The 16,391-nt window shown below is 57.7% G+C and carries 16 protein-coding genes; 8 read left to right on the top strand and 8 right to left on the bottom strand.

The features are described 5' to 3' along the window. Positions 1-215: 215 nt before the first annotated feature. Entirely contained in the window at positions 216-761 is a 546-nt protein-coding gene (locus tag VN622_14545) for an AI-2E family transporter (GenBank protein ID HWR37079.1), read from the bottom strand. Between the two features lie 120 nt (positions 762-881). On the opposite strand from VN622_14545, the gene VN622_14540 reads away from it, so the two are divergent. The 5 genes from VN622_14540 (at position 882) to VN622_14520 (ending at position 4,263) form a co-directional block, all read left to right on the top strand. Beyond that, positions 882-1,493, top strand: a complete 612-nt coding sequence (locus VN622_14540) for a sigma-70 family RNA polymerase sigma factor (GenBank protein HWR37078.1) — start codon at positions 882-884, stop codon at positions 1,491-1,493. Beyond that, positions 1,486-1,899 carry a hypothetical protein gene (locus VN622_14535; GenBank protein ID HWR37077.1) on the top strand — a complete coding sequence of 138 codons (414 nt, stop codon included), beginning with the start codon at positions 1,486-1,488 and terminating at the stop codon, positions 1,897-1,899. The genes VN622_14540 and VN622_14535 overlap by 8 nt, the downstream gene beginning before the upstream one ends. 12 nt (positions 1,900-1,911) lie before the next feature. Then, positions 1,912-2,598, top strand: a complete 687-nt coding sequence (locus VN622_14530; GenBank protein ID HWR37076.1) for a periplasmic heavy metal sensor — start codon at positions 1,912-1,914, stop codon at positions 2,596-2,598. 218 nt (positions 2,599-2,816) lie between these two features. After that, the gene (gene purQ / locus VN622_14525) at positions 2,817-3,515 is read left to right on the top strand and encodes a phosphoribosylformylglycinamidine synthase subunit PurQ (GenBank protein ID HWR37075.1); all 699 of its coding nucleotides are present in this window, start codon (positions 2,817-2,819) and stop codon (positions 3,513-3,515) included. A gap of 178 nt (positions 3,516-3,693) precedes the next feature. Next, positions 3,694-4,263, top strand: a complete 570-nt coding sequence (locus VN622_14520; GenBank protein HWR37074.1) for a BON domain-containing protein — start codon at positions 3,694-3,696, stop codon at positions 4,261-4,263. A gap of 249 nt (positions 4,264-4,512) precedes the next feature. Here VN622_14520 and VN622_14515 read toward each other — a convergent pair whose 3' ends face one another. From VN622_14515 to VN622_14485, 7 genes are all read right to left on the bottom strand, one after another. Then, on the bottom strand, positions 4,513-5,631 hold the full coding sequence (locus VN622_14515; GenBank protein HWR37073.1) for an NAD(P)-dependent oxidoreductase: 1,119 nt from the start codon (positions 5,629-5,631) through the stop codon (positions 4,513-4,515). Between the two features lie 305 nt (positions 5,632-5,936). Then, the gene (locus VN622_14510) at positions 5,937-7,127 is read right to left on the bottom strand and encodes a pyridoxal phosphate-dependent aminotransferase (protein ID HWR37072.1); all 1,191 of its coding nucleotides are present in this window, start codon (positions 7,125-7,127) and stop codon (positions 5,937-5,939) included. A 277-nt stretch (positions 7,128-7,404) separates the two neighbouring features. After that, a complete protein-coding gene (locus VN622_14505; GenBank protein ID HWR37071.1) occupies positions 7,405-8,382 on the bottom strand; it encodes a glycosyltransferase family 2 protein in 978 nt (325 codons plus the stop codon). Positions 8,383-8,446: 64 nt separating this feature from the next. Further along, a complete protein-coding gene (locus tag VN622_14500) occupies positions 8,447-9,688 on the bottom strand; it encodes a glycosyltransferase (protein HWR37070.1) in 1,242 nt (413 codons plus the stop codon). After that, positions 9,685-10,920, bottom strand: a complete 1,236-nt coding sequence (locus VN622_14495) for an MFS transporter (protein HWR37069.1) — start codon at positions 10,918-10,920, stop codon at positions 9,685-9,687. Before VN622_14495 ends, VN622_14500 begins: the two co-directional genes overlap by 4 nt. Before the next feature lie 44 nt (positions 10,921-10,964). Next, entirely contained in the window at positions 10,965-11,381 is a 417-nt protein-coding gene (queF, locus tag VN622_14490; GenBank protein HWR37068.1) for a preQ(1) synthase, read from the bottom strand. A gap of 104 nt (positions 11,382-11,485) precedes the next feature. Next, positions 11,486-12,391 (bottom strand): YihY/virulence factor BrkB family protein, encoded by a 906-nt coding sequence (locus VN622_14485; protein HWR37067.1) that lies wholly within the window; start codon positions 12,389-12,391, stop codon positions 11,486-11,488. A 211-nt stretch (positions 12,392-12,602) separates the two neighbouring features. Here VN622_14485 and VN622_14480 point away from each other — a divergent pair, with 211 nt between their 5' ends. The 3 genes from VN622_14480 to VN622_14470 all read left to right on the top strand — a co-directional run bounded on the left by VN622_14480 (position 12,603) and on the right by VN622_14470 (position 16,389). Beyond that, positions 12,603-13,856, top strand: coding sequence for an efflux RND transporter periplasmic adaptor subunit (locus tag VN622_14480; GenBank protein HWR37066.1), 1,254 nt, complete (start codon positions 12,603-12,605; stop codon positions 13,854-13,856). A 76-nt stretch (positions 13,857-13,932) separates the two neighbouring features. Beyond that, positions 13,933-14,844 carry a hypothetical protein gene (locus tag VN622_14475; GenBank protein HWR37065.1) on the top strand — a complete coding sequence of 304 codons (912 nt, stop codon included), beginning with the start codon at positions 13,933-13,935 and terminating at the stop codon, positions 14,842-14,844. A 231-nt stretch (positions 14,845-15,075) separates the two neighbouring features. Continuing rightward, positions 15,076-16,389, top strand: a complete 1,314-nt coding sequence (locus VN622_14470; GenBank protein HWR37064.1) for a TolC family protein — start codon at positions 15,076-15,078, stop codon at positions 16,387-16,389. The last annotated feature ends 2 nt before the right edge of the window (positions 16,390-16,391 follow it).

The raw sequence follows: 16,391 nt of genomic DNA, 5'->3' as shown, positions 1-16,391 counted from the left end.
CTTCTTGCTTTAACCGCTGAGAGTCGGCGTTGCTGCGAAGCGGATTTCCCAGGGTATTCAGCTTTGTCACTGACCCGGGTTCCCGCGCAGCAGCACAGCAGTACCTCAGCGGCTAAACAGGCCGCTGCACAACTTGATTCTTTGAAGGGGCACGCCTTCAGGCGCGCCATAAATCGCAGTGAATGGAGAGCGGCTTTTAGCCGCTAAGGGTAATGTCAGAGTTGCGAATCACGATCCTCCGGGCGGCGGGGCGGCAGAACGACTCCCTGCACGGAGCGAACTGGTTCAGTTGGGTGGCGTCTGCGGTAGGCATAGAAGATGGCGAGCAACGGCGGGGCAAGCAGCACGCCCCAGAATGGGATGATAAAGCCGAGGACGATTGGGACAAGAATCGACGCCCAGGTCGGCACGCGGTTCTGCCGCTTCATGAGGTACGGTTGCAGCACAAGTCCGTCAGTTAAGGCTATAACGGCGTAGGTGATGAGCAGGGCTACAAAGCGCTCCCACCCGGCGCCGGTGAACAACAGGGCCATTGCAGGACCGATAAGGGTAAGAATTGGGCCGAAGTTAGGAATGAATTGGAAGACCCCGCCGAGGAGAGCCCAGAGAACAGCCAACGGCACGTGCAGCAGCAGTAGCCCAATGAGCCATAAGGCGGCAACGACCAGCGAGTCATAACACTGGGCTATGAACCAGTTCCTAAGGGCCGTCGTGGTGGTCCGGACGTGATAGCGCATGTCCACCTTCCTTTCGATGCTCATGCGAGTCATGAAGCTGAACAATCGCCAATGTCACCGAAGTTAGTGCGCGTGTAATCCTTCGCTGGCGGAATTCGTCCATAGTGTAGGGCATAAGTTGTAGGGCATAGCGTATTGAGCGAAATGGTCAATCCGATGGCGGTGGCGAGTCCCGCAGCAGCGAGTCCAACCCTGCGAGGGATCGCGTTGGAGGACTTCGACGGCCTGATGCGAAATCACCAGCAGCGGGTGTACCGCGTGCTGCTGGCTCTGCTACGCGACGCCGATTCGGCGGCCACTCTTACGCAGGACTGTTTCGTCCGCGCATTCGAAAAGCGCGCGAGCTTCCGTGGCGAGGCAAGTGTGGAAACGTGGCTGGTGCATATCGCCGTAAACCTGGCACGCGATCACATGCGCAGCCGCCGGCAAGGGTTCTGGCGGCACCTGTTCGCCAGCAACACCCATTCGGCCTGTCACGACCAGGCAGACGCGCACGAGTTGGCGTTGTGCGTGGAAGATGAGCGGCCTACGGCTGAACGGGTTCTACTCGCGCAGGAGAAAGCTGCGGCCGTGTGGACCGTCGTGGAGACGCTCTCGCCGCAGCAGCGTGAGGTGTTCGTGCTGCGCTTTGTCGAGGAGCTTTCGCTCGAAGAGATAGCGCATGCCCTGGGACTGAAAACCGGCACCGTGAAGACGCATCTGTCGCGCGCAACCGCAACGGTGCGGGGACGACTAAAGGAGTCTGGCAGTGAGTAGCGAGTTCGAAGATTTCAAAGATGCCGGCGGGAATGACGCGAAATGCATTGCGGGATTCGTAACTGCATTCCGTGAGACCGTGCATGCCGAAGCGAGCAGGCCAGAGTGGTTCTGGGCAGCGCAACGAGCTCAGATACGGTCTAGCCTTGGCGCGTACCACGGCGGCTCCGCCCGCTGGGCGCTGGCTTCCCTGCTCGCGATCCTTGCGCTTGGGGCTGCGATGTTGCTTGCGGGCCCCGGCAAGCCATCGGAAAGCGTTGCGACCGCACAGCCGGACCCGGATGACATCCTGATGCAGCAAGTTGTGGACGCGACCAGCGCGGCTATGCCGGACGCACTGTTACCAGCGAGTCTTCTCGCGCAGGAAGTGGGAAAAGGATTTGAAGCCGGCGGTGGCCGGCAATAAAGGAGAAGCACGATGAAGAAGGCGATTCTGTGGACGTTCGTAATGATGGGCTTGACCGTTTCGGCCAACGCACAAGCGACGCCGCAACCTGATGCTCCGGCCGCCCCTGGGCCGGCGACAGTAGGACCTCATGCGCGTATGGAGATGAACGCGCCAGAGGCGCAAAAAGGCGATGGCGGTGACCTGCAGTCTCAAGGGCAGAAGCCCAGGAAGATGAAGATGACCAAGATGAAGCGCAGTTTTGCCCCGCCGACACCACCTCCGCTGCCGCGCATCCCGCGAGCCTGGTGGAAAGATTCGGAGATGGCGAAGGAGCTAAATCTAACGGATCAGCAGAAGAATCAACTTGAGCAGGCGTTTATTCAGAATCGACTCAACCTTATCGACCTGCGTGCGGCAGTGGAGAAAGAGGAGACTAAGCTGCAACCATTGATTGGGGCTGACAAGATCGACGAAGGTCAGATCAACGCACAGCTCGACGCACTTGTCGCGGCACGGGGCCGCCTGGAGAAAGCAAGTGCGCTGATGAGTGTCAACATGCGCAGGGTGCTAACGCAGGAGCAATGGAAGAAACTGCAAACCATGCAGAGTGACCGTACGCCCAGGCCACCTCGTGCGCCCAAGGCTCCGAAACGTATGCGGTACGAAATGCCAGGCATGACCGAACTTCCGCCGGAACCTCCAACAAAGCCCATCTAACGACGGCGGTTTTGAGAAGCCGTCTACGCTGAAAACGAAAACGTCCGTCCCCATGGCGGGCGTTTTCGTTTGCTCGAACAATAATCTATTCGGAAACACTCGGGGAAGGAGAGGCAATGCTGGCGTGAACGCGAGCAGCAACCTGCACGCGTGTGTGGGCAGGGACAGGTCTATTCTGCGTGCTAAACTTTGGAGTAGCTTCCCTCTAGGATCAGTGCATGAAATTTGGCGTCATCATCTTTCCCGGATCCAATTGCGATCACGACGCGTTTTGGGCGTTTTCGCAGGTATTCCAGCAGCCCGCCACTATGCTGTGGCACGAGTCGCACGATCTTGAGAACTGCGATGTAGTCATCGTTCCCGGCGGCTTCAGCTATGGCGATTATTTGCGCACGGGTGCTATCGCAAAATTTTCTCCCGTAATGGAGAGCGTGCGGAAGTTTGCCCAGGGTGGCGGGTTGGTGATGGGGATTTGCAACGGCTTCCAAATCCTCTGCGAAAGCGGCCTACTTCCCGGCGCACTGATGCGCAACCAAGGCTTGAAGTACATCTGCAAGCCAGTGACAATTCGCGTGGAGAACAACGAAACTCCGTTCACGCACCTGTGCCGCAAGGGCGAAGTGCTGGAAGTGCCGATCGGACATATGGAAGGCAACTATTTCTGCGACGAGCCAACACTGAAGCAGTTGCACGATCAGAATCGCATCGTCTTCCGTTATGCCACGCCCGCAGGCCAAATCTTGACGGAGGCGAATCCGAATGGATCGCTGGACAACATTGCCGGTATTTGTAGCGAAGGACGTAATGTGCTCGGCATGATGCCGCATCCCGAACGCGCCAGCGAAACAGCCCTGGGAATGACCGACGGCTTGCGGATCCTGGAATCCCTTGTGAAGGCCGAAGTGCTACAGAAATAGTTTTTTGAGCACGCGAGTTGCGATTTGAATCACAACGGCACCCTTCGAGGTGCCGTTTTGATTTAGGAAGTCATGGCACTTTGTCAATTCGTTTCAGCCGCTCGTCTCGCTATCCATCCCCGTACCTATTTGCGCCATCTCAAAGCACTGTGGTAGTCCCAACAAAAGGGGGATCTCTATGAAAATAAAGTGGCTCATAGTTGCGCTGGCGCTGATGCTGGCGTTCAGTATTGCCTGCACCAGCAACAGGAATAAAGCCGGCAACCTGAAGGACGACACAGTGAAGAATGCATTAGCGCAGGCTGGCTACGATGACGTGCGGGTGGACATTGACAACGATAAGGGTGTTGTCACACTGAATGGTAATGTCAAATCCCAGGAAGACAAGAGCCGGGCCGAGCAGGTGGCGCGAAGCGTAGCGGCAAAGTACGTAGTAGCCAACGAGTTAGGTGTTCGTCCGGAGGGCGCAGAAGGCGAGGCTCGGAAAGTAGAATCGAACCTCGACGACGCTATCAAGAGCGACTGGAAGGCCCTCGAGGCGAAGATGAGCTGGGAGAATCAGCACATCAACGCCGACGTCAAAAATGGTGTGCTGACTCTGAAGGGCGATGTAGATACACCCGGACAACGCGCTGAAGTCGAGAAAGCAGCAGCAAAACTTCCACATGTTCAGCAGGTTGTGAATGAACTTGAAGTAAAGAGTGCAAAGCACAGCAAGAAAGCCGCGAGCCAAACGGCAAGCGATTAACCTGAAACCGCGGAGGGACGGCCGTACAGACTGCTGAAGTCCATATCGGGTCATCCTGAGGTCACGCTGCCTTTGGCGGGACCGAAGGATCTGCTTTGTTTGTGAACAGCAGATCCTTCGCTACGCCGTCCCGCATATTCCCGCGGTCCGGTCTGGACTTTTTTCAGCAGCCTGTGCGGCCGTCGCTCAGTTTCTGGATATGCCGCCAGTCAGGCGCCCACCCGCTTTCTGAAAATAACGATTCAGAGGTTACGCCTTCGGCTCCTGAAATGCTTCCTTGTTCACGACGAAAGGCATCTTTTGTATATCGCCGCCGTGCGTGCCTTCGAGCACGTCGATGAGGCCCTGCGCGCAACGTCCAGCCATACCCTTGTTGGGATCGGTTGAAAGCCGGGTGATGCTGGCACCGCTGGCGAAGTGATGGAAGATGCGGCAGCGATCCTCAATCGCAGGATCCCGAAGCGGCGAGTCGGCCGGAAGTGGTTCCTTCTCGAAAACGTCGAGCGCGGCGCCGGCAATCCAGCGCTCTTTTAGCGCCTTATAAAGCGCATTCTCATCCACCACCGGCCCACGGGAAGTGTTCACCAGGTAGGCTGTTTTCTTCATCATGCGCAGCGTGCGCTCGTTGAACAAATGGTATGTCGGCAGGTGCGCTTCTCCCTCGCGGAGGAGCGGCACGTGTACGCTGACAAAGTCGGCTTCGCGCAGACATTCCTCCAGCAGCGCATAACGAATGAACGTCTTTTTCGGGGTGATGCCGGTCGAGTGGCGCAGGTCCATGATTTGCCGAATGCGATCAATGTAGTAGTTGTTCTGATACGCCGCGTCGTAGCAGAGGATGTTCATGTCGAAACCGAGGCACTTCTTGATCATTGCCAGCCCGATGCGGCCTGTTCCTATCACCGCGATCGTTTTGCCAGTAACTTCGTCTCCAAGGAACGGCAGATATGGGTGCCACGATCCCCACTTGTTCTCACGTACCAGGCGCTCGCTGGACCATAGTTTGCGTGCTGCGGCGGCCATAATGAAAAAGGCGAATTCGGCTGTGGCTTCCGTGAGAACGTCCGCGGTATTGGTGAATGGCACGCGGTAGGCGTTGGCATCGGCGCGACTGATATTGTCAAAGCCGACCGCGAGCTGCGAGACGACCTTCAGTGTTCCCTTCCCTGCTTCGAATACCTCGGAATCGATCTGGTCTCGCAGAGTGGTGATCAGGCCGTCAATGCCGGACTTCACTTTCTCCACAACAAGTTTCTTCGGAGGCGCATCCGGGCCGGGGTACACCTCAACTTCATAACCGCGCTTGCGCAGCAATTCGATGCTCTCGCCAATGTCGCAGGTAGCAAATACTCGAAACGGCTTCTTCATTCGGAGTCCTCTTTCTCAGGAAAACCTAGCTTCTTATGAAAACCAACCGCAGTGCCGGGAAGACCTCACGCGCAAAAAAGGCGCACTAAAAACCGGCGGAGCCCTGCCTTTCTATTCGGCAACGGATGGCGCTTACGATAATTAGGACGGTGTGATCTGGATTCATGAAAAGGCCCGCCTCAAACGCTTGTGGCGTCCGACTGCGCGGGCCTTTGAAGTTGAACAAATTGTACTTCGTCACGATGGCTTAAGGGAACGGCAGGCACAAAGGCAGTGGCGGACAGATATCCGTCCACCACAGAATCCTACAGACGTTTGTTTGTCCACTCCTCAACGCGGTCGAGCGCTTTCTTAATGTTATCGATTGAGTTCGCAATGCTAAACCGCAGATATCCCTCGCCGTAAGCACCGAATGCGGTGCCGGACAGCGCAGCAACACCTGCCTCTTCCAGCAGTGTGTCCGCCAACTTCTTGGACGCCCAGCCGGTCTTGGTGATGTTCGGGAACATATAGAACGCTCCCTTAGGTACCCGGCACGAGAAGCCCTTGATCTTATTGATTCTCTCGGCGAAGTAATCTCGGCGGTTCTTGAACTCGGCATTCATCTTGGCCACCGAGGACTGATCCCCTCGGATAGCTTCAATGCCGGCCATCTGTGTGAAACTCGCGGTGCAGGAGTTCGAGTTCGTCATCAGGCGCGAGATGTGCTGCGCCAGATCGGCGCGCATCACGCCGTAACCCATGCGCCAGCCTGTCATGGCATAGGTCTTGGAGAAGCCGTCGAGAATGATCGTACGCTCGCGCATGTCCTCGATGGAAGCGATGCTGTGATGGTCGCCCTCGAAGATCAGACGGCTGTAGATCTCATCACTCAGGACCATGATGTCGCGATTCCCTATGGCGTCGGCAACACCAGCAATGTCCTGCTTCGTCATAACGCCGCCGGTTGGATTCTGGGGCGAATTGATGATGATGAGCTTCGTACGATCGGTGATGAGGCTCTTCAACTCGTCAACGTCCAGCCGGAAATCGCGCTCTTCGCGCAACTTGATAGGAACGGCCTTGGCTCCGAGGAAGTTGATCATGGACTCGTAAATTGGGAAACCCGGGTTTGGGTAAATTACTTCGTCCCCTTCTTCAACTAAAGCCATGATCGTGTAGAAAATAATTGGCTTACCGCCCGGAACGACCACAACTTCCTCGGGCGCAACCTTGATGCCACGACTTGTGGCAACGTCTTCGGCTATGGCCTGACGGAGATCGGGAAGGCCATTGGACGGCCCGTAGTGGGTATAGCCCTTGTGCAGGGCGTCAACGGCTGCTTCAACGATGTTTGCCGGAGTATCGAAGTCAGGTTCACCAATTTCCAGGTGAACGATGTCTCTGCCCTTTGCTTCCAGGGCGCGCGCCTTCACAAGTACTTCGAAGGCAGTTTCTGTTCCCAGCCGTGACATACGCTTGGCCAGGCGTAACTCTGTTTGTGTGGCTCGGCTCATAAACCCCAACCGCGATTAGCCCCTCGAATGAGGGCAGATAAATGCAACCCTTGCGGACTGCCCTTTGGTCGCCCTAGGCGTCCCAGTGAGTCTGGCCGCGATAACTCATTGTACTTGTAACCCTGTATTGTCGATGCGAATCGGTTGCAAGGCTGTGACGCAGGATGGCCCCGGCTGTGATAACCGGGCCGGACTGCGAACCGCTCCACGCAGAGCGTGGCCTGAAAAGGGACCCCGCGCAACAAATAGCTGCTTGTGCGCACGGCGGTGAGTCTCGCTATTCCGTAGCCTGGCGCTCTTCGCTCTCGGCACGAATTACGCGGGCAACGGAGTAGGGTCGTCCATGCGAAGGCTCGTGGAAGTGGCGCACCTGCATCTCGCCCAACAACCCAAGAGCAAGCAATTGCACGCCAGCGACAATCATTACGGCTCCGAAGACCAGCAGAGGCCCGTGCTGATCCATGACGTGGACTTGGGTGACCACCTTGAGGATCACGAGCCATGCAGCGATAAGCGAACCGATCATGATGCCGCCCATGCCTAAGGTGCCGAAGAAGTGCAACGGTCGCGACAAGTATTTCAGCAGGAAGCGAATGGTGATGAGATCGAAGAACACGCGGAACGTCCGCGAGATGCCGTAATGTGACTCGCCGCGCTCGCGGTTAATGTTCTTGATCGGAATCTCGCAGATGGTGGCGCCGTACCAGGACGCCAACGCGGGAATGAACCTGTGCATCTCGCCGTAGAGCGGTACTTGCTCGATCAGATCACGGCGGTAGGCCTTATAGGTCGTCCCGAAGTCATGCAACTTGATGCCGCTCAGCTTGGACATGAGCCAGTTGGCGCAGCGTGATGGAATGCGGCGCAGAACAAGGTTGTCTACGCGTTCCTTACGCCAGCCGCTGACAATGTCGAAACCCTCATTAACCTTCTCGATAAACAGAGGGATGTCGGAGGGATCATGCTGAAGGTCGCCGTCCATGGCAATGACGAACTCGCCCCTGGCATGGTCAAACCCGGCTGCGAGCGCGGACGTCTGTCCGAAGTTGCGGCGCAACTTGATTACGACGACGCGACTATCGACAGCGGCAATCTGCTGAAGAAGCGAGAACGTCAGATCACGGCTGCCGTCGTCAACGAAAACAAGCTCGAAAGAGTCGCCACTCGCTTCCATGACTACCTTGAGGCGGTCATAGAGTTCGGTGACACTCTCCTGTTCATTATGGAACGGTACGACGATTGAGTACTTTGGCACGATTCGCATTATACCTTTCCCAGGCTGGTTTCCCGCTGCGAGAACAAGTGTGATTGGAAAGCTTCTAGTTACGTTGGCGAGTTACGCTCGGCTCCGTCTCCAATCCCTTCCGCAGTTCATCCAGTGAGTACATGGTCCCGCGCCACCTAATGCCGCCCTGCGCAAGAGTTACGACCGTTGAACGCAGAATGGAGTAGCTGAAGAGCATGGTGCTGACAGGGTGCAGAAAAAAGTACCAGAACGAAATGCCTGTGCGTTTATTCATTTCCACGTACATCAGCGCGAGGCAAACAAGTGCAACCACGTACGCCCAGCGCGACCATCCATCTGCGGACAGCACGCCGATAAAGGGGCCGAGGTTGATCGACAAAACAGCCAGACACGCAAATACGGCCAGTATCCAGTTAAAGCGCATGAACGCGAAAAAGTTCTTCGTCAGGTTGTTGACGATGCCGAGAGCCCCTGCCGCCCAGTGAAGCCGTATGAGGTCGCGTCCGAGAACATTACGTTGCTCGAAGCCGTTCTTCTTCAATACATACCCAAGCATCATGTCATCGATAACCGCGAGGCGCAGGCGTTTATACGTGCCAATTTCTTCGTAAGCGCTACGCCGGACCAGGTTGAAGGCGCCTATGCCGGCATAGTCGGCAGAGTCAGGATCGCTCACCTTCCACGGGCGCTGTGACAACGCGAACATCGCATGGAAGAAGCCGATCATCATGCGTTCATCCCAACACCGCGTGATCAGAGTCGGGAAAAGAACAAGGTGGCCGGCGCGTTCGTGCTCGGCGCAGGCGATGGCGCGGCGCAGCGCGTCCGAACGAAACACCACATCAGCGTCGGTAAAGAGTATCCAGTCATCGCCGCGATTCTGCTGGTCTTCCTCAACACTTTCACCGGCGGCGAGCCACATGGCGTGGGTCTTGCCAAGCCATCCCTTCGGGAGTTCGCGTACGTGCAGCACGCGGAGGAGGCCGTTCGACTGGGACACGATGCCGTCCATAATCTCGCCCGTGCGATCGGTGGAACGGTCGTCAACGGCAATGATGCGGTAATTGTCGTAATCAAGCGCGATCAGCGAGTGCAGCGCCTCTTCTATGTTGAGCTCCTCGTTGCGGGCAGGCACGACGATGGTCACATGCGGCAGCGCAGGCTTCCCTGTTAAGCCTACAAGCTTAGCCTCTGGAATATCCCACTCAGGTGTAGAGATATCTACAATGCGCCGCATCCCGAGAGCGGCGTCCACCAGGTGACCTGCCCAGACCAAAGCCAGAACCCAGCCCGCAACTGGATGGAACCAGCTCACAGGTGTCCCGCTCCTGCGCGCACCTCTTCAGGAGTGCGGATGGGCGGCGCGAATCTCATACCGTAGAAGAGAATGACGGCCGAGACGAGTACGGCGACACTGGCTGCGAGGAATGCCGTCTGCAGGTTCGTACGGTCTGAGACGTAACCCATTAAGGTGGGAGAGAAAGCATCGCCCAGCAGGTGAATGACAAACAGGTTCACGGCAACCGCAGTTGCACGTATGTGCGCGCCGACCGAGTTTACGAGCGCCGCATTCAATGGCGCGGTGTTGAGCAGCAGAAAAAATTCGCCGAAGAAAATGGCTGGGAACAAAGCGCGATTGGTGAACGTTACGGCGATAACGATCGCGGGCAGAGCGAGAGTCATTCCGATCGCCGAGACCAGATAGTAACCGCCCTGCGTGTGTCGCAGTGCGCGGTCGCCGAGCCAGCCGCCGAGCAGCGTTGCGAAAATGCCGCTGACCAGCGTCATGATGCCGAACGCGCGATTCGCTTCAACCAGGGGTATGTTACGCATCCGCGAGAGGAACGTCGGCATCCAGACCTGCATTCCGCCCACGGCGAAGGTCATCATCGCCATGCCCAGCGAGCAGGTCCAGAACGCCTTGTTACGCATCAGGCCGAGCAGGGTTCCGCGTTCTAGCGTTTCCTTGATGGAATCATGTGCGCCACGTATGGGTTCAGGCATGAACGCGAACGCCCCGGCCAGTACGAAGCCTGGAATCGCTGCAACATAGAACGGATAACGCCAGCCGAAGTGGTGTCCCATGTATCCGCCGAGGAGATACCCCATGGCAGTGCCGACCGGAATGGCCAGGTAAAAAACTGAGAGCACGCGACCCCGCCTGTGCTCGGGAAACATATCCGAAAGGAAGGCGGGTGCGATGGTAACGAACGTTGCTTCCCCGATCCCGACGACGGTGTGGCGAACGAGCAGCATTTCGAAAGTTGACGTAAAGGCGGTTAGCAGCGTTGCGGCACTCCACACCAGCGCGCCACAAACCATGATCCACTTGCGCGCGAAACGGTCGGCGAGCAGTCCGACGAACGGCGCTGTAACCATGTAGCAGATAAAGAATGCGGAGGTGAGCAGCCCGAATTGCGCGTCAGAGCGGCGGAACTCGGCCTGCACAAGAGGCTGTACAGCGAACAATACCGAGCGGTCGATGTAGTTGACGAAGTTAAGCGCCGTGAGAAGGACAAGCGCTATCCGCGCGTAATTTTTCGTCATGCGTTCGCGGACTATAGCAGTTTGGACAGCTTAGGCGCTAGGTTCTACTTCTGCTTTGGCCGAGGCCAGCGCGCGACTACCAGAGTACCCAGGCCACCGCGCGGATGGAATTCGCCGCGCACTTCAGCCCACACCGGCTTGGTCGCTTTCACGACGTCCGCGAGGATCCGGTTAACGACGTTCTCCTGAAAAATCCCAAGGTTGCGATAGGAGTTGATGTACTCCTTCAGCGACTTGAGTTCGAAGCAGAACTTATCCGGCATGTAGCGTATCCAGACCGTGCCGAAATCCGGCAGGCCAGTCTTAGGGCAGACAGAGGTGAACTCGGGAATATCGATCTCGATTTCGTATCCGGGAAACTGGTTCGGCCAGGTCTCTATCTCGGGAAAGTTAAAATCGAGCCCGGCTTCGGCGTGCTCCGGCGTGTAGCCGAGTTTCGTAGCTTTGGACTTTCGAGGCATGTGGTTATTGTAAAGGAGCAGCTCTGAACGCGGGCAACTGAGGGACTCAGCGGCAGTTCATTTTCTCAGCGGCTTCTCTTGTTCCATCGTTGGCGCTCGCGCGCTCAGGCGGCGAGTTCGCTCTCGGTGGCCGGCTTGGGACGAACGGACTCAGGAGGAACTTCCTTCAGCGGCAGACGTCCGTCGCCACTCTCCTGCAAAATTTCGGAGTTGATCTCCGCACCCATGAGGATGGCAAATCCGGTCCAGTAGAGCCACACCATGAGAGCGACGGCAGCCCCGAGGGCGCCATAGGTCTTGTTGAAATTGGCGAACGTGCGGAAGTAGATGCCGAGCAGGTATGAGAGCGCGATCCACGCTCCAACGGCGATAATGGCTCCGTGAAGCGTGCAGCGAAAACGCTGCTTTACGTTGGGTGCGAGGAAGTAGAGCGCCTCGATGGCAACGACGGTAAACGCGACCGTCACAGACCATCGCAGGTAAGGCCATGCCAAAGCGAAAGCCCAGCTCAGGTGCAGCTTGGCCGAGAGCCACTCTCCGAAACGTGGGCCAACGAGCATGACTGCGAGTGCGCCTAGCAGCAAGGTGCCGATTACGAATGATAGCCCGATCGCAAGCAGACGCGTCTTCCATATGGCTCGCGTCTCGGGCACGTCGTAGGCGACGTTGAGGGCTTCGATCATACCGGCGAAGCCGCTGGAGACAGCCCACAGGGCGCCGATCAGGCCTGCCGAGAGCAGCTTGCCTTTGTTCGGGGAAATCACGTCCGCAGCAACCTGGCGAACGATTCCCATGCTATCCGCCGGAACAAAGCCCGCCATCAGCCCGAGAATCTGCTCAAACAGGTTCGGTACCGGCAGGTAAGCTACGAGCGCCCCGAGCGCCACCAGCGCCGGGAAGAGGGCCATGACGAAATAGTAAGACAGTCCGGCGGCGAACGAGAGGGTATGGTTCTTGTCCACATCCTTCAACGCGTTCCAGACTACGTTCTTCCATTGGACCAATTGCATACGGCTCCTACTGGAATTCTTAGCCCATAAGTGAGGTTTCTCGATAGTTTTGAGATGAGGTTTTTCAAAATGAGGTTTCGAAGCGATGCGCTGTTCCGTTAGGCGCAGGCTCCTGGTAGGGCTTGCAATCGCGGGCTGAAGCTCCTACCCTTCAACGGTTGCGCGCAAAAAGCTCCAGCAGGAAGTTATACTTACGCAAACTTCTACTTACATGGCAAAACTCGAGAACGAAACGGAACTCAAGAATAAGCGGCGGCGCTGGCTCATCGTGGCTGGCATCCTGGTGGTCGTGGTGGTACTCAGCGCATTAACGTCATTGCGGCCTCGCAGAATCCGTGTGCAGGTTGCCCAGGCGGCGCGACAGGACATAACGAGCACGATCACAACGAATGGCAAGGTGGAGCCGACACAGAACTTCGAGGCCCACGCCCCATTTGGTACGACCGTAAAGAAGATCCTCGTGCATGAGGGCGACCGCGTCCGGCGTGGACAACTGCTGCTGCAACTCGAGGATTCTGAGGCTCGCTCGACCGCCAGCCATGCGTTGGCACAATTGCGGGCGGCGGAGTCCGTGCAGGCATCCGTTCAGGCTGGCGGCACACGCGAGGAAGTGCTGACACGCAATGCTGACCTGGTGAAGGCCCAGGCTGAGCTTGACGCTTCGCGGCGGAACCTGGAAGCGTTGCGGCGGTTGCAACAGCGCGGGGCCGCCAGTGACGCGGAGGTGCAGGCCGCTGAAGATCGTCTGCGCCGTGCGGAAGCCGACCTGAAGCTATTGCAGCAGAAAGGAACCGGCCGCTACTCCAAGGAGGAGATGGCGCGCGTGCAGGCGGACATAGCCGACTCGCGAGCTGCATATGAAGCTGCCCAGGCGGTACTCGCCAACGCCAATGTAACCGCGCCGTTCGATGGCACGGTCTATGCCATCCCGGTGCGACAGGGAGCTTTCGTCAACGGCGGCGATCTGGTCATCCAAGTCGCGGATCTTCGTGAAGTACAGGTGCGAGCCTTTGTGGACGAACCGGAGATAGGACGCCTGAAGCCGGGCCAAGTGGTGAGAGTAACCTGGGACGCAATTCCAGGCCGTGTATGGCAGGGCAAACTCACCAGCACCCCCACCACCGTCGTGAGCCGCGGCACGCGCATGGTTGCCGAGTTCACCTGCCAGGTTGATAACGATGACTTGAAGTTGTTGCCGAACGTAAACGTCGGCGTCGCCATCATCACAGCGAGCCATAACAACGCGCTCAGCGTGCCCCGAGAAGCAGTACACGAAGAAGACGGCAAGCACTACATGTACTTGGTCGACGGAAGCAGGCTCGATCGTCGCGAGGTGCAGATCGGAACCGCGAATCTCACGCACATCGAGATCACGGAAGGCCTAAAGGATTCGGACATGTTCGCGCTGGCATCCCTCAGCCCGACGCCGATTCGCGACGGCGTGTCGGTCAAAATTGTCGAGTAGCTGCATCTAATCTGACATGGCCACGTTTCGCAGATTTTTACCCTTGGCGGTTGTACTCATCCTCTTGGTGCCGGGGATGGCTCAGACGTCTGCCCGCGAACTGCTAAGCCGAGGGCACGCCGATGAGGCTCTGCGCATCTTAACGGACAAAGCGAAGATTGAGCCGCGCAACGCGGAAGTTTTCAATCTGATGAACCGGTTGTATTACGCGCTGGAAGACTGGGATAATGCGGCGCGCAACGGCGAGCGTGCCGTCTCGCTCCAACCGGCGAGCTACGAGAATCACCTCTGGCTGGGGCGGGCTTACGGCGAGAAAGCCGACAACGCAAGTCCCTTCTCGGCGATGGGCCTGGCACGCAAGTCCGTAGATGAACTCTATCGAGCGCTGCAATTGAATCCGGGGGATGGGCAGGTGCGCATGGACCTGGCCGAGTTTTATGTTGAAGCGCCGGGAATCGTCGGCGGCGGACGGGATAAGGCGAGTCGCCTTGCCGACGAGGTGGAGAGGACTCAGCCAGCAGTAGCACTGTGGATCCGAGCCCGCGTCGCGAACAAAGATAAAAATCTTCCGGAAGCGGAACGCCTGTTCCGCAAGGCAGCGGACGCAGGCAACGATCCAGCGTTCATCGTTGAACTGGCGCGATTTTACAAATGGAACCAACGCTGGGCCGAGATGGAAAAGGAAATCGTGCGCGCGATGGCTTCGCCACGTCGAAAGCCAATCGACCTGTTCAATGCCGGCGAACTGCTGTCTGGCTCCGGACGAAACCTTCAAGGCGGAATACAGATCATGCGCGATTACCTGGCTGGAGGGACAGTAGAAGAGGGCCCAGCTTTCCGCGCACACGCACTGATCGGCGAGATGTATTCGAAACTTGGCGACCGCGAGAGAGCCATCGCCGAGTACAACTCCGCGCTGGCATTGGCTTCGAATTACAGATTCGCGCGCGAAGGCCTGAAGCGCCTCGGCGTGTCAGCTCAAAGTTAAGCTCGTTTTGGGTCACCTTGCCACTTACTATCTGCGCCTACACTCTTTCTTGTGACACGGTCTGCGGTCGCTCAGCGACTCAGCAGCTCAGTAGCTCGAGGGCACCATCCTGAAGCGTTCTGTCCACGACAGCACTGCGATAACGGGCTCGTCGCGACTCCGATGTTTTATACTCGGCCTTCCTGTGCGGGCGCGAGTTTTGACGGAGTGCTGCCGGGTAAGGTGATGGAAATGCAATCGTGTGTACGCGTGGTTCGGGTTGTGCGACAGCTCTTCGTCTGCCTGTTGATAGTCTTGTTTGCGGCGCCACTGGCTTTCGCTGAGCCGATTCCCTTTCGGCGTGCCATCGAACTCGCGCTGCAACACAGCGGTGTAATGGCGGTGGCGGCCGTTGACCGGGTTCGCGCCTACGGCCTCTACAACGAAGCGCGAAGGAGTTATGCGCCTGCGGTGGTGTTTGGCTCCGGCCTCGGCTATTCCTTCGGCGTTCCATTGACGATAGCCGGGAGCGCGCCCTCGCTATTTAACTTGAATACGCAGCAGTACGTCGTGAACTTCGCGCAGAGAGATTTGGTACGTGCAGCAAGGATCGAGTGGCAGGCAAGCAACCTCGACATAGAAGACAAGCGCGCAGCCGTGATTCTGGATACTGCGCTGCTCTATACAGAACTGGACAGCTTGACAGAAAAGCTGCGCGTTCTTCGTGAGCAATTGCAGGCCGGACAGCGGGCAGAGTTCATCAGCATCGAGCGTCGCAAAGAAGGCATCGACAGCGAACTCGACGTAAAAAGGGCGCAGCTAACGACTGCGCGGGCGCAACTTCGACTGGCAGAGGCTGAGGGCAACGCCGATGTTCTGCGGGAACGCCTCGGCAAGTTGGTGGGCATTCCCGCCGCATCCCTGGAAACCGTGACTGACTCCGTACCTCGCACTCCGAATGTGGACCAGAGCGACGACCTTTCCTTGAGGGCCGTGCAGAGCAGCGTCGCGGCGAAGTACGCAGACCAGAAAGCGCAAGCGGCGGACTTCCGCGCGCGCTCGGAGTCACGGCAACTGCTGCCGTCCGTCGATTTCGCGACGCAGTACGCCCTGCTCTCCACTTACAACAACTACGACGAGTTCTACCGGAAATTCAGCCGCAACAATTTCTCCTTTGGCGCATCGATCCGGTTCCCCCTTTTCAATCCAGCGCAACGTGCCCACGCAGAGGCGGCGAAAGCTGACGCAATCAAGGCGAAACGACAGGCGGAGGACGTTCGCGACCAGGTTGCTAATGACACTCTGAAGTTGCAGCGCAGCGTAAAGCAACTGGCCGCCGCACGCGAGGTCGCCCGATTGGAGTACGAGCTGGCACAGGGCAACTTGGACGCCACTCAGGCAAAGGTCCAGGGCGGCACAGCAACCGCACGCGACGTTGAATCTGCTCGCGCCGACGCCAGCGACCGCCACTCAGCGTATCTCGATGCGACCTTCGAACTCTACCGGGTCCAGATGCAATTGATGCGAGCAACGGGCGATTTACAGGACTGGGCGCTGGGAAGGTGAAA

Source organism: Clostridia bacterium, assembly GCA_035561135.1.
Classification (GTDB): Bacteria; Acidobacteriota; Terriglobia; order Terriglobales; family Acidobacteriaceae; genus DATMYA01.
This window is presented reverse-complemented; position numbering and strand designations above follow the sequence as displayed.

What these genes read in the sequence shown, in the direction of transcription:
- queF (HWR37068.1), bottom strand. Translation starts at nt 11,381, where the DNA reads ATGCCTCGAAAGTCCAAAGCTACGAAACTCGGCTACACGCCGGAGCAC.
- VN622_14545 (HWR37079.1), bottom strand. Translation starts at nt 761, where the DNA reads ATGAGCATCGAAAGGAAGGTGGACATGCGCTATCACGTCCGGACCACC.
- VN622_14485 (HWR37067.1), bottom strand. Translation starts at nt 12,391, where the DNA reads ATGCAATTGGTCCAATGGAAGAACGTAGTCTGGAACGCGTTGAAGGAT.
- VN622_14475 (HWR37065.1), top strand. Translation starts at nt 13,933, where the DNA reads ATGGCTCAGACGTCTGCCCGCGAACTGCTAAGCCGAGGGCACGCCGAT.
- VN622_14480 (HWR37066.1), top strand. Translation starts at nt 12,603, where the DNA reads ATGGCAAAACTCGAGAACGAAACGGAACTCAAGAATAAGCGGCGGCGC.
- VN622_14520 (HWR37074.1), top strand. Translation starts at nt 3,694, where the DNA reads ATGAAAATAAAGTGGCTCATAGTTGCGCTGGCGCTGATGCTGGCGTTC.
- VN622_14495 (HWR37069.1), bottom strand. Translation starts at nt 10,920, where the DNA reads ATGACGAAAAATTACGCGCGGATAGCGCTTGTCCTTCTCACGGCGCTT.
- VN622_14470 (HWR37064.1), top strand. Translation starts at nt 15,076, where the DNA reads ATGCAATCGTGTGTACGCGTGGTTCGGGTTGTGCGACAGCTCTTCGTC.
- purQ (HWR37075.1), top strand. Translation starts at nt 2,817, where the DNA reads ATGAAATTTGGCGTCATCATCTTTCCCGGATCCAATTGCGATCACGAC.
- VN622_14530 (HWR37076.1), top strand. Translation starts at nt 1,912, where the DNA reads ATGAAGAAGGCGATTCTGTGGACGTTCGTAATGATGGGCTTGACCGTT.
- VN622_14510 (HWR37072.1), bottom strand. Translation starts at nt 7,127, where the DNA reads ATGAGCCGAGCCACACAAACAGAGTTACGCCTGGCCAAGCGTATGTCA.
- VN622_14540 (HWR37078.1), top strand. Translation starts at nt 882, where the DNA reads ATGGTCAATCCGATGGCGGTGGCGAGTCCCGCAGCAGCGAGTCCAACC.
- VN622_14515 (HWR37073.1), bottom strand. Translation starts at nt 5,631, where the DNA reads ATGAAGAAGCCGTTTCGAGTATTTGCTACCTGCGACATTGGCGAGAGC.